Source organism: Colwellia sp. BRX9-1, from assembly GCF_014077195.1.
Classification (GTDB): domain Bacteria; phylum Pseudomonadota; class Gammaproteobacteria; order Enterobacterales; family Alteromonadaceae; genus Colwellia_A.
Map to the genome: position 1 here is coordinate 1 of NZ_JACGVM010000014.1, position 24,510 is coordinate 24,510.

The 24,510-nt window shown below is 37.6% G+C and carries 17 protein-coding genes; 8 read left to right on the plus strand and 9 right to left on the minus strand.

What is annotated here, in order from left to right:
- The first annotated feature begins 395 nt into the window (after positions 1–395).
- From H4J76_RS13170 to H4J76_RS13185, 4 genes are all read left to right on the plus strand, one after another.
- Positions 396–2,216 carry an acyl-CoA dehydrogenase C-terminal domain-containing protein gene (locus tag H4J76_RS13170; protein ID WP_182216149.1) on the plus strand — a complete coding sequence of 607 codons (1,821 nt, stop codon included), beginning with the start codon at positions 396–398 and terminating at the stop codon, positions 2,214–2,216.
- A gap of 729 nt (positions 2,217–2,945) precedes the next feature.
- Positions 2,946–3,959, plus strand: a complete 1,014-nt coding sequence (locus tag H4J76_RS13175) for a M23 family metallopeptidase (RefSeq protein WP_182216145.1) — start codon at positions 2,946–2,948, stop codon at positions 3,957–3,959.
- Positions 3,960–4,397: 438 nt separating this feature from the next.
- On the plus strand, positions 4,398–4,850 hold the full coding sequence (locus tag H4J76_RS13180; protein WP_182216143.1) for a hypothetical protein: 453 nt from the start codon (positions 4,398–4,400) through the stop codon (positions 4,848–4,850).
- A gap of 624 nt (positions 4,851–5,474) precedes the next feature.
- A complete protein-coding gene (locus H4J76_RS13185) occupies positions 5,475–5,726 on the plus strand; it encodes a hypothetical protein (protein WP_182216141.1) in 252 nt (83 codons plus the stop codon).
- Positions 5,727–5,939: 213 nt separating this feature from the next.
- On the opposite strand, the gene H4J76_RS13190 is transcribed toward H4J76_RS13185, so the two are convergent.
- The gene (locus H4J76_RS13190; RefSeq protein ID WP_182216139.1) at positions 5,940–7,343 is read right to left on the minus strand and encodes a hypothetical protein; all 1,404 of its coding nucleotides are present in this window, start codon (positions 7,341–7,343) and stop codon (positions 5,940–5,942) included.
- On the minus strand, positions 7,343–8,428 hold the full coding sequence (locus H4J76_RS13195) for a hypothetical protein (protein WP_182216137.1): 1,086 nt from the start codon (positions 8,426–8,428) through the stop codon (positions 7,343–7,345). Before H4J76_RS13195 ends, H4J76_RS13190 begins: the two co-directional genes overlap by 1 nt.
- 245 nt (positions 8,429–8,673) lie before the next feature.
- Here H4J76_RS13195 and H4J76_RS13200 point away from each other — a divergent pair, with 245 nt between their 5' ends.
- The gene (locus H4J76_RS13200) at positions 8,674–11,457 is read left to right on the plus strand and encodes an AAA family ATPase (protein WP_182216135.1); all 2,784 of its coding nucleotides are present in this window, start codon (positions 8,674–8,676) and stop codon (positions 11,455–11,457) included.
- Between the two features lie 848 nt (positions 11,458–12,305).
- Here H4J76_RS13200 and H4J76_RS13205 read toward each other — a convergent pair.
- The 3 genes from H4J76_RS13205 to fadE all read right to left on the minus strand — a co-directional run bounded on the left by H4J76_RS13205 (position 12,306) and on the right by fadE (position 17,155).
- Positions 12,306–13,673 (minus strand): aldehyde dehydrogenase family protein, encoded by a 1,368-nt coding sequence (locus H4J76_RS13205; RefSeq protein WP_182216133.1) that lies wholly within the window; start codon positions 13,671–13,673, stop codon positions 12,306–12,308.
- A gap of 112 nt (positions 13,674–13,785) precedes the next feature.
- Positions 13,786–14,499 carry a TetR/AcrR family transcriptional regulator gene (locus H4J76_RS13210; protein ID WP_070373898.1) on the minus strand — a complete coding sequence of 238 codons (714 nt, stop codon included), beginning with the start codon at positions 14,497–14,499 and terminating at the stop codon, positions 13,786–13,788.
- Between the two features lie 226 nt (positions 14,500–14,725).
- Complete coding sequence (fadE, locus tag H4J76_RS13215; protein ID WP_182230791.1) at positions 14,726–17,155, minus strand: acyl-CoA dehydrogenase FadE; 2,430 nt, start codon at positions 17,153–17,155, stop codon at positions 14,726–14,728.
- Positions 17,156–17,312: 157 nt separating this feature from the next.
- On the opposite strand from fadE, the gene H4J76_RS13220 reads away from it, so the two are divergent.
- On the plus strand, positions 17,313–18,113 hold the full coding sequence (locus tag H4J76_RS13220; protein ID WP_182216129.1) for a class II glutamine amidotransferase: 801 nt from the start codon (positions 17,313–17,315) through the stop codon (positions 18,111–18,113).
- On the opposite strand, the gene H4J76_RS13225 is transcribed toward H4J76_RS13220, so the two are convergent.
- The 3 genes from H4J76_RS13225 to purM are packed head-to-tail and all read right to left on the minus strand — an operon-like array spanning position 18,110 to position 20,600.
- A complete protein-coding gene (locus H4J76_RS13225; RefSeq protein WP_182216127.1) occupies positions 18,110–18,850 on the minus strand; it encodes a DUF3108 domain-containing protein in 741 nt (246 codons plus the stop codon). The two genes, H4J76_RS13220 and H4J76_RS13225, sit on opposite strands and share 4 nt — an antisense overlap.
- Before the next feature lie 27 nt (positions 18,851–18,877).
- Positions 18,878–19,549: a phosphoribosylglycinamide formyltransferase gene (gene purN, locus H4J76_RS13230; RefSeq protein WP_259364965.1), complete on the minus strand. Its 672-nt coding sequence runs from the start codon at positions 19,547–19,549 to the stop codon at positions 18,878–18,880.
- 4 nt (positions 19,550–19,553) lie between these two features.
- Positions 19,554–20,600: a phosphoribosylformylglycinamidine cyclo-ligase gene (purM, locus tag H4J76_RS13235; protein WP_070373894.1), complete on the minus strand. Its 1,047-nt coding sequence runs from the start codon at positions 20,598–20,600 to the stop codon at positions 19,554–19,556.
- Positions 20,601–20,759: 159 nt separating this feature from the next.
- On the opposite strand from purM, the gene H4J76_RS13240 reads away from it, so the two are divergent.
- Positions 20,760–21,932, plus strand: a complete 1,173-nt coding sequence (locus H4J76_RS13240) for a DUF2066 domain-containing protein (RefSeq protein WP_182230792.1) — start codon at positions 20,760–20,762, stop codon at positions 21,930–21,932.
- Positions 21,932–22,648 (plus strand): DnaA regulatory inactivator Hda, encoded by a 717-nt coding sequence (gene hda, locus H4J76_RS13245; RefSeq protein ID WP_182169642.1) that lies wholly within the window; start codon positions 21,932–21,934, stop codon positions 22,646–22,648. Before H4J76_RS13240 ends, hda begins: the two co-directional genes overlap by 1 nt.
- Here hda and H4J76_RS13250 read toward each other — a convergent pair.
- Positions 22,640–24,490 carry a hypothetical protein gene (locus tag H4J76_RS13250; protein ID WP_182230793.1) on the minus strand — a complete coding sequence of 617 codons (1,851 nt, stop codon included), beginning with the start codon at positions 24,488–24,490 and terminating at the stop codon, positions 22,640–22,642. The two genes, hda and H4J76_RS13250, sit on opposite strands and share 9 nt — an antisense overlap.
- Positions 24,491–24,510: the final 20 nt, after the last annotated feature.

Genomic DNA, 24,510 nt, shown 5'->3' on the forward strand with positions numbered 1-24,510 from the left:
CCTCAAGACCTCAAGACCTCAAGACCTCAAGACCTCAAGACCTCAAATTCTATAAAACAAATGACTAAACATATAACCGTTCAATTTGATTTCCTTCCTATATGCGAAGCAGCCTGTTGCAGCGATTGTTGTTATCACGGCTTAAAATACAAGCTACAGAGCTAATATTATTGTTAATATGCTATTTATTTCTTATATAGAAAAGCTTAAATTTTTATTATTAATTAAAATTGCACACACTTATTCCCTTCAATAAATTCAGTTGTCTTCTACACTTAAGTTCTATTTACAAATATATAAATATTTATTAGCAAAAAACAGTGGTATGACCAGTTGGTTTTCTGTTATATTCGAAAGAAGTTAAATAAATAGTTTAAAAAGCACTGGAGAGATACATGCTCAGTTATAAAGCACCGATCACAGACATGAAGTTTTTATTTGAAGATGTCTTTAATTATTATGACCATTATAAGCAGTATCCAGAATTTGAAGAAGCGACACCTGACTTGGTTGATGCGATATTCCAAGAGTGTGCAAAATTCTGTGAAAATGAATTATTACCAATAAATCAAAGTGGCGATAAAGAAGGCTGTACTTTTGATAATGGTAAAGTAACCACGCCTACAGGCTTTAAAGAAGCTTATCAGAAATATGTTGACGGTGGTTGGCAGAGTTTGTCTCACCCTGTTGAACATGGTGGCCAAGGGCTTCCTGCTTCGCTAGGCATGGTAAAGTCAGAGATGATGGGTACGGCAAACTGGTCGTGGGCTATGTATCCTGGTCTAAGCCACGGTGCTATGGATACGGTACAGTTACACGGTACTGAAGAACAGAAGCAGCTTTACTTAACTAAGCTTACCGAAGGTACTTGGACCGGCACTATGTGTTTAACTGAACCACAATGTGGTACAGATTTAGGTCAAGTTAAAACAAAAGCTGAGTTAAACGATGATGGTACATTTAGTATTAGTGGTACTAAAATATTTATTTCAGCTGGTGAGCATGACTTAACTGAAAACATAGTTCATATCGTTTTAGCAAGATTACCCAATGCGCCAAAAGGTACGCGTGGTATCTCATTATTTATTGTTCCTAAGATGCAAGTTGATGAACAAGGTAACATTGGCGAAAGTAACAATGTTGTTTGTGGCTCTATTGAAGATAAAATGGGTATCAAAGGTTCAGCTACCGCTGTTTTAAATTTTGATGGTGCAAAAGGCGTACTTATCGGTAAAGAAAATAAAGGTTTAGAATGTATGTTCACCTTTATGAATACCGCACGTGTTGGTACCGCTTTACAAGGTATCTGTGCTGCAGAACTTGCTTATCAAAACTCGTTAATTTACGCAAAAGAACGATTGTCGATGCGTTCACTTACCGGTGCTAAAAAACCTGAATTAGTTGCTGACCCAATTATTGTTCACCCTGATGTTCGTAAAATGCTAATGACGCAAAAAGCGATCACTGAAGGTGGCCGTGCTATGATTTATTATACGGCGAAGATAGTTGACGACATCCAAATGTTGAAAGATGATAAGCAACGCCGTAAAGCTGATAACCGTTTAGGTTTTATTACGCCAATTCTAAAAGCATTCCTCACTGAACTAGGTTCAGAAAGTGCAAATCATGGCTTACAAATATTTGGTGGTCATGGCTTTATCAAAGAGTGGGGTATGGAGCAAATTGTTCGTGATACACGTATAGCTACTTTGTATGAAGGAACAACGGGTATCCAAGCACTTGATTTATTAGGACGTAAAATCTTATTAAATCGCGGTAAGTATTTAAAACACTTTACCATGGAAGTCTTAGGCTTTTGTAAAGAAAAAAGCATGATTTCAAGTAACCCTCATAAACGTCAGATGAATCAATTTATTTGGCCATTGAGCAAAGCTGTTGCCGGCTGGCAGAAAAACACGTTAAGTTTGTCATTAAAAGCAAAGAAAAACCGCGATGTGGTCGGATCTGCTTCGGTTGACTATTTAATGTATTCTGGTTACATCGTTATGGCTTATTTCTGGGCACAAATGGCGCAGGCGGCTTATGAAAAATTAGCAACTGATGTTGAGAACAGAGACTTCTACCGTGCAAAAATTAAAACCGCAGAGTTTTATTTTGAGCGCATGTTGCCAAGAACTAAATCGTTAGCAATCACCATGATGGCAGACCCTAAAACGTTAATGCAGTTAGACGAAGAGTTGTTGTCATTTTTATAAACACTGACTGTTAAGATAACCACCAATAAAACCTTTTACAGTTTTCTGTAAAAGGTTTTATCATTTTAAATGACCTCTAAAGACCTCTAAAGACCTCTAAATAGCGATAACCCTTTATCTTCATTATGGCAACTTCATGTCATCGAGAAGTATTTTAACTGTCGTATCTCTGAAGTTACCGTGGCTGTTGCTATTTTACTTTTCATCATTAGATGGGATACATTAGAACGACTATCTGTTGGGCTTGTATTTTTATTGGCACACGAACTGGTTAAACTGCGAATAATAGTCGTCGCTCTTTATTTATCCAGCGATTACTAGAAAACGCTATGTGAATAGACATTACAAATGAGGTTATCTCGACAAGTAGGACCATTAGAATCAACACCTTCAGTAGATGATATTTTCGAACCAAATCTATCTTTAGTCAACGGGTTGATGCTCGCTGAGAAATTGTCGAGACTGAAAAGTATTAACGATCACTTTGTGCTCACAGCGGACATTACAGTTATAAATTTAGCGATATATTTTCTAATGAATCATTCCTGTCATATTACTAAGGAGTCTCAGTAATATCCAAGCACTTACAAAAACCAAACACTTTTAGTATCTAAAGGATTGAAATTGTGGGATATTACTCCGAATTAAATTAAGGTTATGGGGCTGACATTACTGAGAAGTATCCATAATAAGCTGTTGACCACGAAATCACTGCCATAAGGAGATGGGATGAAAAAATTTAGACTGATTGTATTGTGTTTACCGGTTGTTCTATTAGCGTTTTCTACGCTATCAGGAATGCTAATTAACTACTTATTTGTATTCCTGCTCTTATCTGCAATAACCATGATAGTGACGTTTATTGTTTCTCTTGTAAAAAAACAGGTTGATTGGGGTTTTTCATATAGAGGGCAAGGATCGGGCATTTACCTTCGTCAGGGTTTTCTAAGGAATGCGACTTGGATTATTATTGGCTATTGTATTTACACAGCAGTTATACCGATTCAATTTTCGTCTACTGATTTTACTGTCATCACAGTCATGATATGGGGTTCAGTGGTTACACTCTGTCTTTTGGATTGGGTGCCTCGGAAACAAATAGGTAAGTCGCTCAATGTTACCCTTTCCATATTTTTGATTTTTTTAATTTATCAGCTCGCCATAATATATTTTCCGGTAAAATCTACTAATAGTATTGTACTGATTCCTCCATTCAAAGGCGATTGGTATGTTTTTCATGGTGGCAATAGTCCGTTAATAAACCATCACCATTTTGTAGGGTCGCAAAAATACGCTATGGATATTTTGGCTCCTGAAGATGGAAAGCTACCATTTGAACAAATAACTGACTTACAGAAATATAAGACGTTTGGTAAATCTCTTTTTTCTCCCGTCGATGGAGTGATCGTATCAATTGAAAATTCACTTCCAGATCAAAAGATAGGTGAGACCGATCGACAAAATATTGCGGGTAATCATGTGGTCATTAAAACAGAAACTGATATATTTATACTAATGGCGCATCTTCAATATAACAGCTTATTAGTAGCTGAAGGAGATAGCGTTAAAATCGGGCAAGAAATCGCAAAGATAGGCAATTCGGGGAACACCTCTCAGCCTCATTTACACATACAAGCAATGACAGCCATAAATTTTATGGACCCGAAAACCAAACCTGTCCCCATATCTTTCAAAATAAGTAAACAAAAACCAGTGTTTTATAAAAGAAATGATATTTTTTAAGTCTATCGGGCTAACAAGTCGTGCAACGCAGCCGATTTTGAGCGTTACCAATACAAAATCTAATCCAAATCAACTTAAAGCCTTCACAGGTTGATGTCAGCTGTGTGGCAAAAGTAATCATAAACCGACTACCCCAATATAGTTCATTTAAAACGACTCTGACCCCTTTTATTTCACTTTATACATAAGCGGTGGTAAGTCAATTCCTGCTAAAAACCTTCCTTTCAAACGATAGCCTTTACTAATATCCCTTTAAATATAGTTAGATTAACACCGTATTGTAATTAAATGACGTAAAAAAAGAACAAAGCACAGCGAAACACAAATAAAATCACGAAATAGTGGTTTTATTACGAGATTTATTTACATTAGAGTTTTAGCTCTATACACTCGTCGGTAATTAAAGCATTCCAAACTTTTTAAATTTCTGAGGTACTTATGAAAACTTTACTTATACCAGCACTTACTGCCATTGTTTCTTTAAACACATTTGCGACAACGTCTAATGTAAAGTTTATCGCAACTGACTATTCAGCTGAAACTCAAGTTTGTCTAGCTGCAGCGCAAAATGGCTTAACTTCAGCAGAAGATAAAGCCAAAGAATTAGGTATTAACTATAGTGGCCTTCAATACATTATCCAATGTAACGGTAAATCATTAATTCAGTTTTCAAAAACGCCTAAAAAAGTAGCTAAAATTGCAGAAATAGAATTAGTTGTAACAAAACCACAATATAAATTTGTTACAACAAATAAAAATAAGGCGTCAAAAATTTGTGCAGATGCGGCGATTAATGGCTTTAACTTCGTTAATGAAAATTACAGTGATGTTAGATACATAGTTTGTAATGGCCAAAACATAGTTCGCTTTGCTAAAAAATACAAAAGCTAATTTTTTTATTTTTTAAATGTGTAATATCGGTTTTGACTTTTATTAACACGTAGTTTGATTGATTCCCCAACCAATTAAACCTTTCGCCTCGCAATTTGCGGGGCTTTTTTTTGTTTAATATTCGTAACCAATAGAAGCATGTTCCACTTAATATAAAAGCAAGTTACTTTATTAAGTGGCTTGGTAGAACTATAAGCTATTCAAGTGGGACAAATTACAGTTGGCAGGTACCGCTCCGCTTCACACCTTAGCCAGCTACAATTTCCCCCTTTACAGGGCGCTATCCATGCAAAAATCTAATCCAAATTAACGTTGCAGATTGAATCCTAATGTCTGTAATGTGGCAACTAGTGACCTTAGAACAATGATCACTGGTAGCTTTGCCCTCACCAAAAGCTAACGTCAAAAAAGTGCGCATCGTTGACGTTAGAGTTTGCTTTGCTAAGTGCAGCTCCAAGACTTAAAGCAGTCGTTAGCATCTTTGATGCCCTTATGACTTCTGCTCCGACATAGCGGTCATTGTTGCCTATGAAAGATGGCACGGCTTACATCGTGATAATTTACGTAAGTTAATTGTGCAATGGTTTAGTAAAGTGTGGGTTATTAATAAAGATAAATTACGCGATGATTTTTGCATTAGATTGCGAGCCAACTTGTGATTTATATGCCATTGAAAATGGTGCTAGTGTAATACAAGTAAAAAATACCATTCAAATATATGCCGCATTATCGGAACAGGTCAAGCATGCAAGTGATAAAGATATTATTCATAAACGCATCAACTTTTTATCTGCTTCCATAGCCCCAAGAGCATGTGGGCTGAAAAGGTTATGCAAGTGTTTTAGTAATCGTTGGATTTTCTACGCTATTTTTTAGTCAAATAGTGTTATCCACCATGACCTATCATTTAGGGTTAGATAATCTTTTTTTAACCTGAGCTTAAACTGAAAGTTTAGCTAAAACCTAACCCTGAACTAGGTTTTTAGTATTTTTGCGGATTTTAAATATGTGTTCTAAAGAAATACAGCCAACCCAATGGTTGGCTGTATTATTCATTTTAAATAAGACCTCTAAAATAATGTATTTTAATTATTGTTTTTCTGAAGAGTTGCTGTCTTTTGAGTCATTACTCTTACTGTCTGCCGATGAACTTTTCGTATTTGTTGGGATTCTTTTGTCTTTTGACTGCTCGAAGCTGTCAAGTGTTGATGCTGTACCTTTTAGATCGCTATTTTCATCTATCAATTTAGCTTTATTCTGTTCTGAGCTCACCCCTGTACTTTTTGTCATTACATCTAAATAGCTTAAATTGTTATTACATTTTTCTATCAAGCTACTGATTTCTGATAACTCTTCCGCTTTTACGTAAAATAAGCGCTTTGCCAATTCGCTAATCTCCCTTTGCATAAAGGCTCGACCTTCGGCAGAGTAATCGTCAAATACTTCGGGCTTTTTCGTATCTAGATACGTTTTTATGACCTCTTCCGTAGGAAGAGAACCAAGAATTAAAGCCAGAATCACAAAACCATCATTTTGGCTAATATATGAATTATCTGGTTTATTTCTAGAAAGCAATAAACCAAGTAATATCCAAGCAGCATCAGCTATTTCAAGATGGTTGTTATCTTGTTTACTATCCTCTTTCTGAAAAGATGTAATACGCATAAGATCTTTATAGAAGTGCTCAAACAATGGCATAGCACGTAATTCCATCAAGCCTATACCAAAGTTTTTTGCACCTAGACTACTAATAATCTCTAATATATTAAAAAACTCGGTGTCTTTACTGACTATATTGATCAAATCTTCTCGTGTTGCTTGGTCTTGAAAATATCGTGAGGCAAAATCTTCATCACGGATCCTTGATTTATCAGAACATGGATTAGTCTTTGAAATAAGGCCTAATACAGAACGATAGACGGAATCTTTAAAAGCCTCTTCAATAGTTTCTATCAGTATTTCAAGCTTTTCTTCAAGCGTCTTTTGAAGTTGATCTGCTATGTCTTCAGGTTTTTTTGTTTGCTTTATTATCGACGTAAAAGCATTATTTAGCGTCAGTGTATTATTTACTCTGCTCACTTCCTTGGTATATAGTAATACCGCGGCACAAGCTCTTTTAGTATCAGTAATAGAGCGGGTTAATTTTGAGTTTAACTCTGAAATACGGTCGACATGTTTTTCCCAAAGGTTAACGTGCTCTCGTATAGAATCATTCTCTTGAATTTTTTTTGCGACACCGGCGATACGAATAGCAACCAATGCCCCGGCAAAACCTAACGCCCATCCACCAAGCGCATCAAAAAGACCAGTACTCTCTTGGGTTAAATAAGGCTGTAGGAGCGATGTAGGTAACAGTTGCCACTTTATCGTCAACCAGAAAAAAGCAAAGGTAACAGCACCAAAAAATAGTGTTAGATATATTAATTCACCAACAGGATTAAACAGCGCCCGCTTGAACATATGAAAGGTGTTTTTTTTGGGAATGCTCGTCATTATATTCCACCTTTGCCCGTCGAACTTTCACTTTGATTTAGAATATTCTCAATAGCTTGTTTTTGTGCTTCAGTTATCCCTTGCATCTTATCTTCAAGTGATTTTAACCAACGGCCTGTTTCTATTTCTTGCTTATAGTTAGCAATTATCTCTTTGAGCTTTTTCTCGCTTTCATTGGGCTCACTTAACATCAAAGAAAATAATTCTTGATAGCTGTCTTCGGTAAATTGTAAAATGAAAGACATAATTCTATGAACTTGGCTTTTGTGTAAAACACCGTCTGCTAGAGGAATATCAATAGAAATTCTTAGTTCACCATCGCTAGGATCAAGTGACATTGACAAAAATTTGTATCTAAATTGAAACCATGCAACCGCCGAAGCAATTAAACTGTATTGGGTTTTATTTAAATCAAATTTATACAAAAAAGGCGTTAAAAAGCGCAATAGCCCTTTGTCTGAATAATCAAGCACAACATTAAAACTAGGATCACCGTTATCGTCTAGGTAATGTTCTGTGTTAAAGCCTAAAACAAACCGTTGTTTATCTTCTTGGTATTTGTATTTATAATCCTTTTCGGTAAAATATTGTTTAAGTACATGTTCTATTGACGGTTTTTCAACTTGTTCCGTTTGAGTGTTTTCTATTGAAGGAACATCAGCATTTTCAACTGTTTGGTACGCGTCAGCCACAACCGTCATTAATAGAGCATCAGCTGTTTCAGCAATGTTTTCAAATTGTGGTGTAAAATCTTCAATATTGGTTTTGGTTGCATCGTAAACCACGGCAAAACCATCAGAATCAATAATAATAACCAAGCCTGACTCTTCATCATTCGTTTGAATTTTATCTTTATTTTGAACGCGTAAAAATTTCTTAGCTAATTCAGATAGTGCATTATCGTTATATAAGTTAAAAAATAAGTGGGCTTTACTTTCACTACCAAATACAGAGATTGACAGTGGTCGCACTTTTTCTTCAGCTTGGCGAGAGATGGTGAAGGGAGATTCTGAGGTCGCAGACCAATCTTCATGTTGTTCTGCGATATCGGCTAGAAGATCAGAGTAAGTTTTTTTTAAATTCATAAATGAATCCTTTCAATAATAAAGTTATGCCATTAGTGACAACAAAATGGTGAATTCCTTTGAGGAATACCAGATGTACAATAAGTATTTCATTTTACTAATAAAAATAACAGCACTAACTTAAAGTATATGATTCTCCCCCTCATTAACAAAGTTTATCGCCGGATAGCAGGCAAGTACTGTTAAACCCCCCAGTTCGTGATAGCATTAATTATGCTTGATATACACGAACAGGGAAGAACCTCGTGAGAACATTACTTTTTTTTACCAAATATATCTCACTCAACGAAAAGAGTGACAAGATAAATCGTGAACACATTTTATCTGCTTTCCAGTGCCTTATACCTTTTTCAATAGATAATAAAAACGAAATATATAAAAAATTTAATAACATGTTGTTACCGGTAGCCCCTACTGTTGAGCTGTTAACGGATAAAAACCGAAGTAATTTACGACAAGGGGTAATAAAAGAGATGATGAAACACCCTGTTATACCTTTTTCTTCACAGGTTTCATCACTACTTGATAAAATTAAACCCATAGCAGCAAGCGATAGCTGGATAAATGATATTGAGTTGTTTAGTTTACCGGATGCTCCTTCTGATTATCGTGATAACCTTAAAGCGCTTGAACAACTTAAAAAAACCTTGCAGGCCGAAGTTTATGGTCAAGAGCACGTTATAGAATATTTAATCGATAGTATGGTTAAAGGATTATGGCAACCTCAACAAAGCCGACCACAAGGCTTGTTCTTTTTTGCGGGGCCTCCAGCTTGTGGCAAAACCTTCTTAGCTGAGCGTTTTGCTCACCACCTAAAAGATGACTATCAATGTAAAGTGTTTGATATGACTCAATATACTAATAGTAACGAAAGTTTTGGCTTGGTAGGAGCAAAGAAAACTTACGATGATTCTGCACCCGGTGATCTCACTGCTTTTGTCAAAAAACACCCTAAATCTGTGATAGTGTTTGACGAATTTGAAAAAGCTCACATACAGGTATTGTTAGCGTTATTACGTATGTTATCTGCCGGTTTTATTACCGACGAATACTCACAAGAAGATATTGATTTTAGGCAAACGATTGTCGTGTTTACTTCTAATTTAGGCAGTGCGGTTTATAACAAGCCAGATTATCTTAGCAGTATTAAGAACAACCCCGAACAAGCGCGTGGGGCGATGATCACACAGTTGCGTAGCGAAATAAAAATTGAACAGGGTAGAGAAGTAAAAGCTATTCCCGCTGAATTACTGTCTAGATTATCGCAAGGTAGTATTGTTTTATTTAAAACACTTGGTGTAGCAGAGCTAACACAGGTAGTAGAAAAACAACTCGCGATTGATCTTAAACACTTCAATGAAAAAAGTCAGATCCAATTTCAACCGGTTAACGACAATACTGTTAGAGTGTTACTAACAACTTTTGCGCCATTTTTTGATATTCGTGATATTAAAGCTAATATAACCGGAAAAGTACTTGATCCGATAACAGACTTTGTTCGATTAAACCCACAAACAGAGTTTAACCAGGTATCTATAGTGCTCGATAATGATATCGCTACCTTGCTTAGGAATGAAACCTGCGAAGCACAAATTCAAGCGTTAAAAATTCGTCACGAAGTTTTATTCTTAGAGTCATCTTGTCATTTAACTGACAAAACTTTAACGCTCACCTTTTCTAAACCAAGTCGTGAGCGATTGCTACACATAGAAGATGTTGGTGAAAGTGGGGGGATTGTGCTGGATATGCCAGAGATCCAATTTGCTGATATTGCCGGTCATGACACCATTAAAGCCCGACTAAAAGAAACTATTAATATTCTCCGTCATAGTGAACAGCTCAGCCAAGCTGGCGTTTCACCACCTAAAGGTATGGTGCTTTTTGGTCCGCCTGGTACCGGAAAAACCACATTAGTTCGCGCATTAGCAAGTGAAGCCGGTTTACCTATGGTTACTTGCTCTGGCAATGAATTGTTATCGGGTAGTTTTATAAAACCTTTATTTCAACGGGTGCGTAAATATGCACCGTGTATTTTATTTATTGACGAAATTGATGCGCTGCCTAAACGAGGTGATGCCGGTCCTAAAGCTGATGCTTTGATAAATCAGCTACTTAACGAAATTGATGGTTTTAATCAAGCCAGTGCACCTGTCTTTATTGTTGCCGCCACTAACCGATTAGAAAAACTTGATGATGCTTTATTGCGCTCAGGAAGACTCGACTTACATGTACATGTACCCTTTTTAGATAAAGATGCCCGTCGTTGGTTTATCAATAAATTTTTACGTTATGAGGGCTATGACGACGCTATCAACGTGGAATTAATCGTCTCGTTGACGGCCGGTTTAAGTGGTGCTGATCTAGAAAAGATTCACCGAGAATCCGTATTACGTGCATTGAGCGAAGGGAATCGTAAAATAGATCAAAGTACTTTAGTTGAAGAAGTTAATATTCTGAAATATGGTGCTAAGCGCTCACTGGACTCTTGTGAAAAAACGCTAGCAGAAACCGCTTATCATGAAGCGGGGCATGCGGTTATTTCTAAATTTTTAATGCCAGAACGAATTATTGAGCAAATTAGTGTCGTACCACGAGAACAATCATTGGGAATGGTGGCATACAGTACAGATCAGCATATAGATTATACCAAGGAATTTTGGTTTTCTCGTACTTGTGTAGCATTAGCAGGTCGAGCAGCTCAGGTTAAGAAATTTGGTGATGAAGGGTTAGATACTGGCGCCAGTAGCGATTTAAAAAATGCCATGTGGTCGGCTTGGTCGGCTATTGCAAAATATGGTATGCATCCCGATAGCTATAATATGGACGTGACCGCATTGCAAGAATGGGGCGGAGATACATATTTTCAAGTACACACCGAAAAACTGATTCAGCAATGGGTGAAAGACGCGACCTTAAAAACCTCACAATTAGTAGAGCAGCATTGGCAGCATATTGACGCTGTAGCGAAGGCTTTGCTTGATAAGGAAGTCTTGTCTGAAATGCAATTTATGGACTTGTTAGCTAAATAATTACCATCCTCGGATGGGCTTATCGAGGCCCGTTATTTAAAGCAAAAATTAAAGCTAAAACACAAACGTAAAGCCTAGAACTCGATCAGATACCTCGGGAATGACTGTGCTTAGCTTAAAATAACCTAAGTGTGAAAATTTGTCGCATTGAGTCACAACGCGATAAAAATGATAATAGGATCATTAAGTTGAGTTGCAAAAATTACGGCTTACTTGGTACTTTGTGACACTTGGTTAATTTTCTACCAATGACACGGTTTAAGCTGCGGCTAATGTAACTGTATATGTAGCTGTTAATTTTAATGTGAATTTTGCGATACCCCAGTAAACACAAGCTGTTCGCATTTTTTTTTATCAACATTTACATAAGTACCAATTACCTTACCAACGACTAAGAGAAAGTTATGGGATCACTTATTAATACTAAAACAGGGTACTTATCATTAGCCACTACAACTGGACTCATAACCGTTAATGAGTGGCATAATACGAATGGCACCTTTGGAGGTCTGCTTCAGGCTCATTGTGACCGCTAGGTATAGTGATTCTACTCTCAATTTATGACCGCTTACTGTCCATCAGCTGTCGTTATGGTACTAAAACCTTAGGTCTTCAAAGTGGCATTAGTGAATATAAGAAAAATTCTTCAATCTCATTTAGTGTCTGAAAATCTAATTAGTCATGTCTATTCACACTATCATCTAATTCGGGTAATTAAACCAGCTAGCTAAACTAGATACGAGCAGATAAAAGCGTTTTTTTTTATTATCTTTAGTGAGTAGATAGATTAAAAATGGTGGCAGAGGATGTAAGATATTTCATCCTCTGAGAAACATTTAGGGAGATTTTTATCGGATGAAACGTAAGAATTTAAGTTTCCATTTTGAATAAGGTGCGAAGCGTACCGGGATATCTTTAATAAAAGGGCGTTTGAGTACTGACTTTAGATGACTAAAATTATCAAAACCGGCTTTGCCACTATATTGGCCAATACCGCTAGGGCCAGTGCCACCAAAAGGTAAGTCAGGTACTGCATTAAACATGATTACATCGTTAATACATTGACTCCCCGAACTTATTTCATTTACCCATTGTGCTACTTGCTCGTTGTTACGGCTAAAGATATAAGCAGAAAGTGGTTTTTCTCTTTGTTTGACAAATGATTTTGCTTGATCAAAATCTTCAATAGTGACGATAGGTAAAATGGCGCCAAAAATTTCTTCTGTCATTAAAGGACTATCTAAAGCGGGATTAATGATAATAGTTGGCGCGATATAGCAGCTTTCAATATCGCTTTCACCGCCAACCATAATTTTACCATCGTTAAAATAAGTGGCTATACGCTGACAATGGCGCTGGTTAATTATACGGCCATAGCTGTCGCTATTTTTTGGGTTTTCACCAAACATAGCGGTTATTTGAGCTTTCAACGCTAGTGTTAATGGCTCAACTAGGTTTTCTTTTACTAATAGATAATCAGGCGCTATGCAGGTTTGCCCTGCATTCATCCACTTGCCCCATGCAATACGCTGTGCTGTTATTGTTAAATCTGCACTTTCATCGACGTAAACAGGACTTTTGCCGCCAAGCTCTAATGTCACTGGCGTTAAGTGCTTTGCGGCTGCGGCCATGACAATACGAGCGACTTGACCATTGCCAGTATACATAATGTGATCAAAGTTTAAGGTAAGTAATGCGGTTGTTTCTGTAACACCGCCTTCAACCACACTAACGGCGTTATTATCTAAATACTTAGGAATAAGTTGGCCAATAAGTGCAGAAATAGCAGGAGCAAGCTCTGAAGGCTTGATGATGGCACAATTACCGGCAGCAATAACGGCAATTAAAGGGGCCAATACTAATTGTAAAGGATAATTCCACGCGCCAATAATTAATACAGTGCCTTGTGGCTCGGGTTTAATAAATGATTTCCCCGGTTGTACCACAATTGGGGTACTAACGCCCCTTGGTTTAGCCCATTTATTGAGGTGTTTGCACGTGTGGTCAACATCACTGGTTATGTATGATATTTCAGTGATCCAAGCTTCTAGAGTCGGTTTTGCAAGGTCATCTTGTAAAGCCTGTAAAATATCTTTTTCGTTTTCAATAACAAGTTTTTTTATAGCTTGTAGTTGCTGTTTACGCCATGAAATATCTCGAGTGACATTAGTATCAAAATACTGACTGTGTTTTGTGAGTAATGCTTGGTAGGGCATATTTAAACCTTATTGTTGTTATTGAGTCTTATAGCTTTATTGGTACGACCAGATATAGAAACAAATTTACAACATTTACAGCTCATCTACAAAACAATCAGATAATTATCTTTTAAGAGGTAAGTGCTAAACTTTTTAAGTTCATTGCATAACCAATGACTCGGCTAACGATGGCTTGAATGTTATCAGTATCTAATTGCTCAACAGGCACATTGATATTGCGGTATTCTATTTGCGTAAAAACCGTCGCAATAATATCAGCATCGATATGTGGGTCATGAGCATTAAAAAATTCGCATAACTTAATAATGGGTTTTAACGAGGCCGCACGGTGTATCTCAGCTAAAGGGGCTAATTTACGGTTTACGCGTACTTCGGTAAAGAGTAATTGTTGAACAGCGAGCTCTACGGGTGAGTCTATTATTCTTTTTACTAAGTATTGGGTCGCCATTATGGCAAGTTTATTACGTAAATTTTCTTTTTCACTTATTTTACGTAAACTTGTTTTATTTACATTGGCGAGTAGTTCAACGGCAGGCTGCCAAGCTAAGCTTGTTTTTGTGGTGATTTGTGAAGAACACAAGGTAAATGCTTGATGAACTAACTCTTGTATATCTTTAAAATAATAGGTGGTAAGAGAGAGTTGAATATTTGCATGACTCGCTATGGCTCGATGAGTCGTGCCTTTTATTCCATTTTTTGCTAATACTTCAATGGCTGATTGTAATATCAGTAAACGTGTTTGTTCACCTTTGCTCCGTCTTTTTACAGTGGGGCTTTCCTTAGTAGAAAACATATTATTTTGTCGTATAATTTTAGTTAACATAAAGTTAACTTATTTTTAATGGTATTTCAATCTAGGCAGGAAAATTATCAGCATTTTTTGTTACAAAAAGTAATAGGTGGGCGCTAGAATTATAAAGTTTGTGAAGACATTAACGATAAAAAAAATGAGTCCAACACGTTTGCTGGGCTCATTTATGATGATAATACGGCTTTAAACACATTGAAACCTACATCCTTGTAGGCGATTTCTATGGCGTGTTGATAAATTAATGACTAGCGGACTGTGCTCTTAATTCGTCAGAGTCAAAGTCATCTACATTGATAGCGACTTTTCTGCCCAATTCAGCCTTGCATAACAACTCGGCTTCTACAGCGTTAATAACATTAACGGCTAAGCCTTTTTTAGCAACTTCATCGAGGGCATAAAAAGGCAGATCTTCACCAATAGCCTGACAAACCTTCTTAAATATTGGTTCACAAGCAATAATGTCATCTAACGTTTGCTCAAGTTGACCTAAAACATTTTCTGGATCTCTGCTTAAATATTGACCTTGTCCTAAGCGTTCTCGAGCTTTACCAGGTGTTTGTAATATCTGTGCAACTTTATGGTCGGTAATATCAGAAGGTTTTTTCAACCATTTGCCCACTGGAAATATCATAGCTCTTAGGAACAGTGCCACTATCTTATTAGGAAAGTTACTGATCAACGCGTCAATAGCTTGCTGTGTTTCATACAAGCTATCTTCAAGTGCCCATTGTAAAAGCGGTAGGTCATCTTGCTGACGACCTTCGTCGTTAAAACGCTTTAAGGTTGCCGAAGACAAATATAAATGGCTAAGTACATCACCTAAACGCGCCGAAATTCTCTCTTTGCGCTTCAAATCGCCACCCAGTGTCAGCATCGATATGTCTGATAGCATAGCTAAGTTACTACTAAAGCGAGTGAGCAACTGATAGTAACGAGAGGTTTCGTCTCGAAAAGGTGCCTTTAAAATTCTAGCGCCAGTTAATGAAAACCAAAGGCTGCGGACAACATTGCTAATGGCAAAGCCAATATGGCCAAACAAGGCGTGATCGAATTCTTTTAATGCAATAACATCATCAGTTTGGTTTGCTGCGGCTAACTCCGCTAAAACGTAAGGATGACAACGAATAGCTCCCTGTCCGTAAATAATTAAACTACGTGTTAGAATATTTGCGCCTTCAACGGTTATTGCAATCGGAGCACCTTGATAGGCACGAGCAAGGTAGTTACCTTCGCCCATACAGATGCCTTTGCCGCCGTGAATGTCCATAGCGTCATTAACACAAATACGCATTTTTTCAGTTAAATGATATTTTATAATGGCTGAAATTACCGAAGGTTTCTCACCTAAATCGATAGCACCTGTAGACATGGTAGTTACCGCATCCATTAAATAAGCATTGCCACCAATGCGAGCGAGGGGTTCTTCAATACCTTCCATTTTACCGATAGGGATCTTGAACTGACGACGAATTCTACTGTAAGCACCTGTAGCAAGTGCAAGTGACTTTATACCACCAGCACTATTAGAAGGAAGTGTGATCGCACGCCCAACAGACAAACACTCCATAAGCATGCGCCAGCCTTGGCCTGCCATTTCTGCGCCACCAATAATATAGTCAAGCGGCACAAAGACACCATTACCTTGTGTTGGACCATTTTGAAAAGGAACATTAAGTGGGAAATGACGACGGCCAGTGATAACACCCTCTAAGTCTGTAGGGATCAATGCACAGGTAATGCCTAAATCAACCGTTTCACCCAGTAAATGGTCAGGGTCTTTTAGTTTAAAAGCCAAACCTAGTACTGTGGCAATGGGCGCTAGCGTAATGTAACGTTTGTCCCAAGTTAATCTCATACCAAGCACTTCTTTACCTTCAAACTCACCGTGACAAATAATGCCTTCATCGGGGATCGCACCAGCATCTGAACCGGCTTCCGGACTAGTCAACGCAAAGCAGGGAATTTCATCACCAACCGCTAAACGAGGAAGGTAATGGTCTTGCTGCTCTTTTGTGCCGTAAAGTTGTAATAATTCACCTGGGCCTAAAGAATTAGGAACTCCAACGGTGCTTGCTAATACGGCACTCACCCCTGATAATTTTTGTAAAACTCGTGACTGTGCATAGGCACAAAACTCTAAGCCGCCATATTTCTTTTTGATAATCATTGCGAAGAATTTATTATCTTTCAAAAACTGCCAAACTTCTGGTGATAAATCAGCATCGACATGAGTCGTTTGCCAATCATTGGTCATTTTACAAACTTCTTCTACGGGACCATTTAAGAAACTTTGCTCTTCAACGCTTAAGCGGGGTGTTTCATAGTTATGTAGTTTTTTCCAATCTGGGTTACCACGAAATAGCTCTGCTTCAAACCAGGTCGTACCAGCGTCGATAGCCTCTTGCTCAGTTCTCGACATTTGCGGCATGATAGATCTGAACATTTTTAGTAAAGGGTGAGTAATATACTGCTTTCTAAAGTCAGATATATTCAAGGGCAATGCAATGATTGCAAATATTATCCAACTGAAAAATGACAGTGCATCAAAGATAGTACCTACCGCCATTAATGCGGCAAAACTTAAGGTAAAAGTTGAGAGCGCGGCACGGGTGTATGCCATGAAGCCGGTTAAAATAACGGCATAAATGAACCATGTAAATTGTTCCATTAATTTTCCTTTTAAAAAATAAAAACCTAAAGATAAAAATAAAGAGGTCTGACCATGTATTTAGCTTAAATCTATGTACAATAAATTACAAATATATTTATCGTTGTAACCTTATTTATAGGATAATAACGTTAATTATCTATTCGGAAATTAATTTATGTGTGAATTACTGGCAATGAGTGCGAACGTCCCCACTGACATTTGCTTTAGCTTTAGTGGTTTAATGCAGCGTGGTGGAAATACTGGGCCGCATAAGGATGGTTGGGGCATTACTTTTTATGAGGGTAAAGGCTGTCGAAGTTTTAAAGACCCTTTACCAAGTTCACAATCACCGATTGCCGAGTTAGTCACCAATTATCCAATAAAAAGTGAAGCGGTTATTTGTCATATTCGACAAGCAAACTCTGGCGGTATTTCTTTGGAGAATACTCATCCTTTTACCCGTCAAATGTGGGGAAGAAATTGGACTTATGCACATAATGGACAATTGAAGAATGTCCAGGTTGAACTGCCTGTTAAATTACACATTCCTGTTGGGGCTACCGACAGCGAACACGCGTTCTGTTGGATCTTAGACCAACTTCATTTTAAGTTTGCGGATAAAGAACCAGCAGCAACGGTACTCTTTAAATTTATCGCCGAGTTGAGTGTCAAAATAAATGCGCTGGGTGTATTTAATGTCAATATCACCAATGGCCAGTATTTATTTGCTTATTGTGCAAATAACCTACATTGGATAACACGTAGAGCGCCGTTTGGTAAAGCCAGTTTGATTGATGCTGAAGTAGTTATTAATTTCACCGAAGAAACCACAGAAAATGATGTAGTTACGGTTATCGCCACTCAGCCATTAACGGATAATGAAACTTGGCACAAAATGACCAAAGGGCAGTGGCACTTATTTTGTCTGGGTGAGTCTATTGCTTCAGGGCAAGAAGTGTTGAAGGTTGAATATTAATGTTCTTCAAGTGAAGTCAATTGTGCATCAAACTGTTCAACATCAGATTTTATTTGTTGTATTTTAACCAACAAGTAATTTAACTCTGGAGCGAACCAAGCGTAGGTGATTTTTTTCTTTTCAATGACTTCTCTTTTTAATCTAACCGCTTTTATCATACCAAAAGGCAGCATTAATTCATCTTCACCATCATACTGGTAAACATAATTTTTAACTTTACCCGAATGATTCATCACCGGATACACAAAAAGTTTTTGCTCAGGATTTTTAATTAAATTTAAACGATTCTGCAAGTGATAGCTGAGTGAGTCTTGAATATTGACAGGAAAATCAATATTAACCTCTGAATTGTCTTTGAGGTTCTTCGCAATATTATTCTGAATATTGAACTGCCAAGCATATTCTTTATCAGGTCCGGTGCCGTCTCGTTGGAAATTATATTGCTGAGGTGTCACCTTATGGTGATCGAGTTTAACGAGTGATACTTCTTGACGGTTATCTGAAAATATTAACCATTCAATATCTGTTTTATAACTATATTTAGCTTGTTCAGGTGTTAAGTATTCTAACGTTCTTGTCGCACTACCTAAAATATCAGCAGAACGTATCAAATTATATTTAGCAGTAAAAGGCTGAATAACATGTTGCTCTGCTTGAGTGGTTTTTGCTTCATTGGCGAAAACTAAACTACTCTGTGAGGCTAATACTAGAGCAATACAACATAATTTATTCAGCATTTAATTACCTATCATTTAATATTTTATTTATTCACTCGCATAGCCAGAAGCAGGGAGCGCTTTACCTTCAAAAAGTACAGTATCATTGTGCATAGAAATGCGCTGATTACAACACCATTTTACCACTAAGGGATAAATTCTATGTTCCTGTTCGTGAACTCTTAGCGCAAGTTCCTCAGCGGTATCACCGGCAAAAATAGGTACTTTCGCTTGCAATATTACTGGGCCACCATCAAGTTCTTCTGTAACATAATGTACACTAACACCATGGTCAGTATCACCGGCATCAATCGCCCGTTGATGGGTATGTAGACCTTGATACTTAGGTAATAAAGAGGGATGAATATTGATTAACTTACCTTGGTAGTGTTGCACAAACTCAGGTGTTAATATTCTCATAAAACCAGCCAGAACAACAACATCAGCTTGGTATAAATCAATTTGCTTGATCAACGCTTGGTCGTAAATTTCTCTACTGCTAAAATCTTTATGAGAAAGTACGCAATGGGCTATGCCAGCGTTTTTAGCGCGAGTTAAGCCGAATACATCGGCTTTATTTGAAATAACCCCAACCACTTTTCCTGGATAATCTGCAGCTTTACAGGCGTCTATAATCGCCTGTAAATTAGTGCCGCCACCAGAGATTAGCACAACAATATTGCTGGTTAAATTATTGTCTTGCATGTTACTTGATGGCATAGAATTAACCTTTATTAATCACAACTTGTTCAGCGCCTGCTTGCATATCAGCGATTTCACCAATGTGCCATGCATTCTCACCGTGAGCCGATAAAATTTCAATACTTTTTGCAAGGTCAGCAGCAGGTACAACAATGATCATCCCAACACCGCAGTTGAAGGTACGGTACATTTCGTGGGTAGTAATGTTGCCATTATCTTGCAACCAGTTAAAGATCGCTGGCCACTCCCAGCTGTTACCGTCAATAATGGCTTGAGCGCTTTCTGGTAATACACGAGGAATATTTTCCCAAAAACCACCGCCAGTGATATGTGATAAGGCATGGATGTCAACTTGCTTATGTAATTCTAAAACAGATTTAACATAAATTTTAGTCGGCTCAATTAAATGATCACCGATTGACTTACCATTTAATAATTCGTTGGTATCAGTCTTATTAACTTCTAATACTTTACGAATTAATGAAAAGCCGTTTGAATGCGCGCCAGAAGAAGCTAAAGCGATTAATTGGTCGCCTGATGCTACTTTTGTACCGTCAATTAAACGGGATTTTTCAGCGATACCGACACAAAAACCAGCGATGTCGTAATCACCCTTGTGATACATACCTGGCATTTCAGCGGTTTCGCCGCCAACTAAAGCACAGTTTGATAATACACAACCATCAGCAATACCAGCAACAACTGCCGAAGCAACATCTACATCAAGTTTGTCTGTCGCGTAATAATCTAAAAAGAACAAAGGTTCAGCGCCTTGAACGATTAAATCATTGACACACATAGCCACTAAATCAATACCTACGGTATCGTGCTTGTTTAAATCAATTGCTAAGCGTAGTTTTGTACCTACGCCATCTGTTCCCGCAACCATTACAGGTTCTTTATAACCGGTTGGTAATTGGCATACTGAGCCAAAACCACCTAAGCCACTCATCACTTCAGGACGAGTTGTACGTTTTACTGCACCTTTAATGTTTTCTACTAGGGCGTTACCTGCATCTATATCAACGCCAGCATCTTTATAGCTTAGAGACTGTTTTTGTTCGCTCACGGGGGAAACCTCAATTAATTAGCATAAGAACTTTAATGGCGCATTCTACCAGCGCAATGGCGTGGTGAAAATCTTTATAATAAATTATTTTTTATTAGTGTTTAAAATGATTAACACTATGATAAGATCTTATACATAAAAATAATCAACTTAAAAAATATGCTTAGATATCTTATTGTATTAGTTGTTGTTTTAAGTAATTTCTTTGCTTCAATGACCGCTTTGGCTGTTGAAGTTAAAAACTTATACAACGCAAAGGTTATCGTTAACTCACAAACCGACTCAGAGCGAAAGCTCGCCTTGCAACAAGCAATGAGCGCGGTGGTGCTTAAAGTGGGGGGACAACAAGCGCTGTTGTCCAACTCAACCATAAAAAGTGGCCTTAGAAATGTCAGTGGCTATGTTGTAAAATACCGTTATCAACGTAATGCTGAGCAGACTGAGCTTTTAGTTACTTTTGACGAAAGCAAAATTAATCAGTTGTTTGAAGATGCCAACGCCCCAATTTGGGGAAGTTTACGGCCACAAATTTTATTGTGGCTCGTTGAAGAGAATGGTTTACGCCGTACGACTATTTCTAATGCAAGCCACTCGTCTTTTTCCAATAATGCAACACTACAAGTGAGTTACAATTTACCTAATAGTGTCGAAAAATTTTCAGCGTTAAGGGGCTTACCTATTTTAATGCCCTTAATGGACTTAACCGATGTAAATACCATCTCTACTTTTGATGTTTGGGGACGCTTTGCCAAACAAGTACAAATGGCATCACTGCGCTATAATCCAGAATCTATAATAATTATTCGTTTATCAAACAGTAGTTTATTACCTCAACAAGAAAGTGATGAACAGGTTGATGATTGTTTTTTATGCCAAAAAGAACGTCAACAATACGCACTAGACTGGAGTTTTATCGCCGATGCCCAAGACTACAATCGCGATACAATCACCGGACAAATCTTTGGTGAAATCAGCTACGGTGACGCTCCTGACAAGTTATTAAAAACTGCGCTTTCTCTTATTAGTGATATAATTTATCAAAAATATGCTTTAAATAGTGATATTGATAACAATTATATTATTGATGTTGCCAATATATCATCACTAAAAAGCTTTATTGAATTAGAGCGATTCCTTGAACAATTATCATCAGTTAAATCGGTAAAATTACTCAGCGCTTCGGGGAAAAATCGCCGCTTTGAATTGGTTTTAAAGAGTTCAGGACAAGCCTTTCTCGCTTCATTAAAGCTGAATAAGCAATTAGACCTTTTTGATGACCCGCTTGCCGAAAAAGTGGTCGGTGCTGTCCCTGTTTTTTATTGGAAACCCTAGTGAAAGTCACTTCTCAATTAACCTTGTCAGTTCAATTACCCGATGATGAAACGTTTTCAAGTTTCCAAAGTATTGCTAATTATTCGGCAACTGAGCAGTTAAAGTCGTTTATTAAAGCCAGTCAACATTCGGTAGAGTCTGCGCACGTCAATAGTTTTTACTTATTCGGCTTGTCAGGTGTTGGTAAATCACATTTACTTCATGCCAGTTGTACTTTTGCTGAGAAATTAGGTCTATCATCCGTTTGTTTATCTTTTTCTGAATTAAAACAGTTGTCGGTTGAAGTACTTGATGGTTTAGAAAATATTGATTTGATTTGCTTAGATGATGTGCAATTAATTGCTGGGGACAAGCTTTGGCAACAAGCGGTCTTTGATTTATTTAACCGTGTTATTGAGCATAATAAACGCTTGATTATTACTGGAGATCAAAGTGTTTCACAATTGAAACTTGGCTTAGCCGATTTAGTCTCTCGATTATCTTGGGGAATGACAGAGCAAATCAAACCCCTAGATGATGAAGAAAAGTTAATCGCCTTAAAATTTAGAGCGCAACAACGAGGTTTATTATTAAGTGATGAAGTGGCTAAATACTTACTGAGTCACTTATCACGTGAAATGAGTCACTTGATCTTAGCTTTAGCCGAGCTTGACGAAGCATCAATAAGAGAACAACGAAAAATCACCATCCCATTTATTAAAGCTATTTTATTTTAAAGGGCTGGGCTTTTCATAAAACTCATACTGAATAAAGCGTCTATCTTTGGGTTGAGCAGAAACGTTTTGCAATCCTGCTTGCTCTTTGTTAACGGGGCTTATATTTAAGTTATTAGCCCAACTTTCACCAGCGTTCATCATGATTGGACTCGGTAAATTATTTACTAAGTTTTCAATGTCACTTACTTCCGGCAATATATGACTTACGGCATATAATACTCGAGGTTTAATATTTTCATCGCCAATACGGCCGCGCTGTCCCCAATTAACGATATAATTTTCATTCGCAATTTTAGGGGCGTTAGTTATAGCGACATCTCGATTAATATCAAAGCGAGTTTTCATCATAAAACCATCAAAAAGCATAGCGTAATCTTCGCGAATACTTGAGTAATTATAAAACTGAGGCGCAGCTTCGCCACTAAAAAACGTTTTAATATCGCTGGGTTGATAAGCGTTTTGTGTTTTTGATGCGTCAACCCCCTGAAAACGTACCTGAGCTAAGGCGTACATTTCCTCACCCAGTAAGGGAAGGGTGTTGTTTAGCTGATCAGATTTAAAGCCACTATTATCTGCTATCTGTTGTGCGGCTGATAATATTGTTTGGTCTCTGTTTAAAGCTGACCAACTAGTGCTCGGGAAAATGTCGTTGGCATGGGCAAGTTCGTGGTACATCAAAGACGTTAAACTGTATAAAACATCGTTAGGTTGGCGAGTAACCCTGTCATTGTCAGATATAAAAGTAGTGGTGTAATTATTATTTTTTACATAACGCCAAGGCATAGCAAAATTAAGATCTCCACCAAAGGACGCTCTATAGTCAGGTGCTTGATTTATGGTATCTCGCTCATCAGGGGTCAACCAAAAATAATTAGCATCTAAGTGAATAGCGCCACTGACCACCCAGTAATATGAGGGTCTAATGTCATAAGAAATTACAATGGCAGTATTTGCTCTTAGTAAATTTTTGAAATCATTGTAGGGGTCATAATTTTCAAGGAATTCTCGAAATCTTTTTCCCATCCAATAATGAGAAACGATCACTCGGTCCATTATGTCATCAACCGTTGGTGTGGTCGTATCATGTGCAATTAATGGTAAGGTATTAAATGCACATGTTCGCGCAAAGTTAATTTTATTACTATAAACACAATCGACGAGTACATCGGCATAAGACGAGTTTGCAACAAAGGGGAATACCCGTGCTAAACGCTCAGTATAAGCGGTATTATCTGAAGTTGGGACAGGTTCAGCATTTTCAATAAGTACCGCTACTTTGTCAGAATAGCTCCCTGAGGATACGGTGAATTCTACTACCGTATCCCTAGTAACTTCCGGCGCATTAAAGAATACTGCATAATCACCCTGGGTATTTTCAGCCGTAAAATTGACCTCTGGACCGGCAGTTTGTTGCCAAACTAAACTATCGCTTAAAAGCTTACTTGTTAACGAAGCGCGCAATGACACTTTACTACCTTCTAGAGCAGCATGACCCAGACGCGCAGAAATCTCTCCTTGTTCATTGGTTACACTAAGAGAGTGGTTAAGTGACTCTCTGCTACCATCTTCTAGTGTAAATGAAACATTAAAACTATATGCGCCTGCGGTGTTAGGTGTGAAAGCGATAACCTTGCTGGTGTAGGCTAAAAACACCACGGGCTCGCCAGCCGTCTGCGTCCAAATAATGTCAGTCACCTTACTCGAGGGAGCGAGTAAAACTAATTCGATCGCCTGAGCAATTTTCACTTCATCGTCGACGGTGATAATTTTAGTGACCTCACCATTATTGTTACAAGCAAATAAAATAGGTATTAGCAGTAATATATGCAGAATATTTTTCATTTTCAGCCCTTAACTATAAT

Coding starts and splice junctions, on each gene's coding strand:
- fadE (WP_182230791.1), bottom strand. CDS start 17,155: ATGGAACAATTTACATGGTTCATTTATGCCGTTATTTTAACCGGCTTC.
- H4J76_RS13170 (WP_182216149.1), top strand. CDS start 396: ATGCTCAGTTATAAAGCACCGATCACAGACATGAAGTTTTTATTTGAA.
- H4J76_RS13185 (WP_182216141.1), top strand. CDS start 5,475: ATGATTTTTGCATTAGATTGCGAGCCAACTTGTGATTTATATGCCATT.
- H4J76_RS13210 (WP_070373898.1), bottom strand. CDS start 14,499: ATGTTAACTAAAATTATACGACAAAATAATATGTTTTCTACTAAGGAA.
- H4J76_RS13205 (WP_182216133.1), bottom strand. CDS start 13,673: ATGCCCTACCAAGCATTACTCACAAAACACAGTCAGTATTTTGATACT.
- H4J76_RS13250 (WP_182230793.1), bottom strand. CDS start 24,490: ATGAAAAATATTCTGCATATATTACTGCTAATACCTATTTTATTTGCT.
- H4J76_RS13175 (WP_182216145.1), top strand. CDS start 2,946: ATGAAAAAATTTAGACTGATTGTATTGTGTTTACCGGTTGTTCTATTA.
- H4J76_RS13180 (WP_182216143.1), top strand. CDS start 4,398: ATGAAAACTTTACTTATACCAGCACTTACTGCCATTGTTTCTTTAAAC.
- H4J76_RS13190 (WP_182216139.1), bottom strand. CDS start 7,343: ATGACGAGCATTCCCAAAAAAAACACCTTTCATATGTTCAAGCGGGCG.
- H4J76_RS13225 (WP_182216127.1), bottom strand. CDS start 18,850: ATGCTGAATAAATTATGTTGTATTGCTCTAGTATTAGCCTCACAGAGT.
- purN (WP_259364965.1), bottom strand. CDS start 19,549: ATGCCATCAAGTAACATGCAAGACAATAATTTAACCAGCAATATTGTT.
- H4J76_RS13240 (WP_182230792.1), top strand. CDS start 20,760: ATGCTTAGATATCTTATTGTATTAGTTGTTGTTTTAAGTAATTTCTTT.
- H4J76_RS13220 (WP_182216129.1), top strand. CDS start 17,313: ATGTGTGAATTACTGGCAATGAGTGCGAACGTCCCCACTGACATTTGC.
- H4J76_RS13195 (WP_182216137.1), bottom strand. CDS start 8,428: ATGAATTTAAAAAAAACTTACTCTGATCTTCTAGCCGATATCGCAGAA.